The sequence below is a fragment of the Nitrosomonas sp. ANs5 genome (genome assembly GCF_050584665.1).
Taxonomy (GTDB): domain Bacteria; phylum Pseudomonadota; class Gammaproteobacteria; order Burkholderiales; family Nitrosomonadaceae; genus Nitrosomonas.
On record NZ_JBEUDO010000113.1, the window covers coordinates 1 to 2,909 of the forward strand.

Here is a 2,909-nt window from a genome sequence, read left to right on the forward strand (position 1 = left end):
TTTTGGCGTCAACTTGACCTGCAACTAATCCGAAATTCACAAAATTTGTGTCTGATCAGCAGCAAAAAGTGTTGGTTATGGATCCTTTTTTGCCTTTCAGGCGAAAGACGCCCATGGGGAAAGGTCAGCGCAGTCAGGAAGTGCACTGAAAAAGATGAGACTGGGATCAGGTTGGCCCGAAAGGATCAAAGATTTGCGCAGGTGCTTTGGGTGGCGCTCGGGAGGATAAGCCAAGATGGTCAAGAATTTTAGTGATCACGCTGGACTCCAGGATGGCGGCAATGATTTTCATTTTTCCGTCACACTGCGGGCAGTGTTCGATATCGATATCGAATACCCGCTTGAGCAAACGCACCCAACTGATGCGTACCGAGGCTGGAAAAGGTGGCGCATCGTCAGCCGTATCGGATACATTGCTTTTGCTTTTCTTGCCGCCAGGAATGATTTCGCTGCGCAGTTTGGCGTTCGGCGCAAGTATGCCATGGAATCGAATGAGGTTAAGCCTTGGCCGGGGAACCAACGCGGCCAGTCGTTGCATGAACTCCAGCACGAAGGGGTCAGGTCGATAATAAAGAATCAAGAGTAACAAAGACAGGATCTAGAATTGTGAATTCTTATTCTTGTGGGCCATAGCCCCGTACGTTACTCTTGTTTTTCTTGATTGGCGACCTGGCCCCGTCGTGCTTGCTACGCACCACAACGCGACCTGAAGCGCTGCATCAACAGCTCTATCAGGCTTTGAATATCAAACCCGATCCAATCGGCAAACGTAAAACAATTATCGACAGAAAAAATCCGTAGTGCCAACCGGCCCCAGTCGAAAATTTTAACTTGTCGAAAAATTGGGGATATTTGGTGTGGGGTCACGAACTTGGGATAAAGGACGACGCAGTGCTGGAGCCGCTGGCAAGAGAGTACGGGATCGAGGTCGTTGTCTACTCCATAGCCCAACCAATCGGTCCAGCCGACCGCTCGGCTGTGCCTCGCGGCGGCTGATCTCTGTCGTTATGCAGGAATTCTCTAATCATTGACCTGTGTCACGTGATGGGTTACGCTTAAGGCCATGATTAAATCCTTCGCAGATAAACGAACTCAAGAGCTGTATTCCAAGGGTATTGCAAAGAAGTTTCCCGCGGATGTTGCTTCGAGAGCGGCCAGAAAGCTTGAATACGTGAATTTGGCCGAGCAGTTGGAGGACTTGAAAGTGCCGCCTGGCAACCGCCTTCATCCACTTACCGGAAACCGGCAAGGGCAGTACGCGATTACAATAAATGATCAGTGGTGTATCTGCTTTCGTTTTGCAGATGACGATGCCTATGAGGTCGAGGTGTGTGACTGCCACTGAAGAGGATAATGACTATGGCTATTCCTAATACTAAAGGCATGCAGCGCAAGCCGACTCATCCTGGCGAAATGCTCAAGGAAGATTTTCTACCAGACTATGGCCTTACAGTAACTAGGCTGGCTGAGTCTTTGGGTGTATCTCGTCAGTCAGTTAATGAACTACTGAGGGAGCGGCGTGCTGTTAGTCCTGAAATGGCACTTCGGCTTGCTCGCTTGTTTGGCAATTCTCCCGAGTTTTGGCTTAATGCGCAGCGTTCGGTTGACCTGTGGACGGCGGCACAATCGATCAAGGAAGAGGTTGATCGGATTAAACCGTTACATGCTGCATAATCGGGTAGCTGAGGGTATCTAACCCTCAGACCGGGTCATCGGTGGCGGGTGACTGCCACCGATGACCCGGTCGTCAAGCTGTGAGGCATGCCGCTACTCTCCGATAAATAAAAACAAGAATAATGTACGGGGCTATGGTCCACAAGAATAAGAATTCACAATCCTAGACCCTATCTTTGTTTGTCTTGATTATTATATCTAGACCTGACCCCAAGCGTGCTGATGGACTTCCAATTCGGCGACAAGGTTTATAAGGTCGCCAAGAGCGCTTGTTGCTTCGTATTGTGCTTTATGAGATTCAATAGGATCACTCCCTTGGGCCCCAGAAATCATCATTCGAAGATTACTTTCCTGGTCAGCAGGGATTCCCTCTTCTAGCAGCCGGTCGAGTACCTCGTTGGCCCTTTCGATCAGACTCGCGCGTGACAGCATCTCGATCAGACGAAACCGCAGCAGCTTGGCGTCGATGTGGGCAGCGAGTTGATTGTGGTGGCGAGCGATATAGTTGGCCGCCTCCTCGGGGGTCCGCTGCGCAAATGCAAGGGCGAAACGAGCAATGGCGGCATCAATGGTCATTCCGCCGTTGATGGCGATACTCCGTTCGATATCCCGCTCAACCGCCCCCAGGTCCACTTTGATGCCGAACTGAAGAGCGTAATGAACGAAACCGAGAGCGGTGCTCGGATCGCGCAGTTTGTTTTCTAATCTGTTCTTGCCGTGCGCGCGCTGCGCCGGGTCGCGCAATTCGAGCCAAAGCGCGTACTCGTCATCTATTCTCGCAGCGCGCGGACATGCTAGTTGCTCTGCGGCCTTAACTGCATTGAGAAAGTGCGCGTGAGCCGCACGCCGTGCATCCATAGCAGCGGCATCCGAAGCGAGTCGAAAATCTGCCGTTTCAAAGGGAACCTGCGTCAGCACAACAGCTCGAAAATCTCCAGGGACGGTAGGAACTAGCATTGCTAACCCTGCCAAATGGTAAAGAATAGGGGTTTCCTCAAAGTCCGGCTCAGAAAGCGCACTAACCGTCTGCGCAACATCTTCCCAACGCCCGAGTTGAAGCTGATGGCTCAGGAGAAAGCTCTTGCCGTCTGAATCCAGATCCCCGATCGTATAGCCCGCATCATCCATCCAACTTAGAGCGCCTTCGGCGCCGTCATGCTGTGTAACGATCATCAAACCAGCGGAATGCGAAACGACCGATTTGATATCGGAAAGGGCGCTAAGCGCTGCTGCCT

General features: G+C 51.6%; 4 protein-coding genes. 2 read left to right on the plus strand and 2 right to left on the minus strand.

Annotated features, from left to right (window positions below):
* Window positions 1-166: 166 nt before the first annotated feature.
* Complete coding sequence (locus tag ABTW62_RS13765; RefSeq protein ID WP_430905144.1) at window positions 167-589, minus strand: transposase; 423 nt, start codon at window positions 587-589, stop codon at window positions 167-169.
* A 474-nt stretch (window positions 590-1,063) separates the two neighbouring features.
* Between ABTW62_RS13765 and ABTW62_RS13770 the strand changes: the two genes are divergently transcribed.
* Both ABTW62_RS13770 and ABTW62_RS13775 read left to right on the plus strand, forming a co-directional pair.
* Complete coding sequence (locus ABTW62_RS13770; protein WP_430905145.1) at window positions 1,064-1,345, plus strand: type II toxin-antitoxin system RelE/ParE family toxin; 282 nt, start codon at window positions 1,064-1,066, stop codon at window positions 1,343-1,345.
* A gap of 14 nt (window positions 1,346-1,359) precedes the next feature.
* Window positions 1,360-1,674 carry a HigA family addiction module antitoxin gene (locus ABTW62_RS13775; RefSeq protein ID WP_430905146.1) on the plus strand — a complete coding sequence of 105 codons (315 nt, stop codon included), beginning with the start codon at window positions 1,360-1,362 and terminating at the stop codon, window positions 1,672-1,674.
* A 198-nt stretch (window positions 1,675-1,872) separates the two neighbouring features.
* Here the strand turns inward: ABTW62_RS13775 and ABTW62_RS13780 are convergent.
* Window positions 1,873-2,909: hypothetical protein (locus ABTW62_RS13780; protein ID WP_430905147.1), on the minus strand; the 1,037-nt coding region annotated here is incomplete at its 5' end.

Coding starts and splice junctions, on each gene's coding strand:
- ABTW62_RS13770 (WP_430905145.1), top strand. CDS start 1,064: ATGATTAAATCCTTCGCAGATAAACGAACTCAAGAGCTGTATTCCAAG.
- ABTW62_RS13775 (WP_430905146.1), top strand. CDS start 1,360: ATGGCTATTCCTAATACTAAAGGCATGCAGCGCAAGCCGACTCATCCT.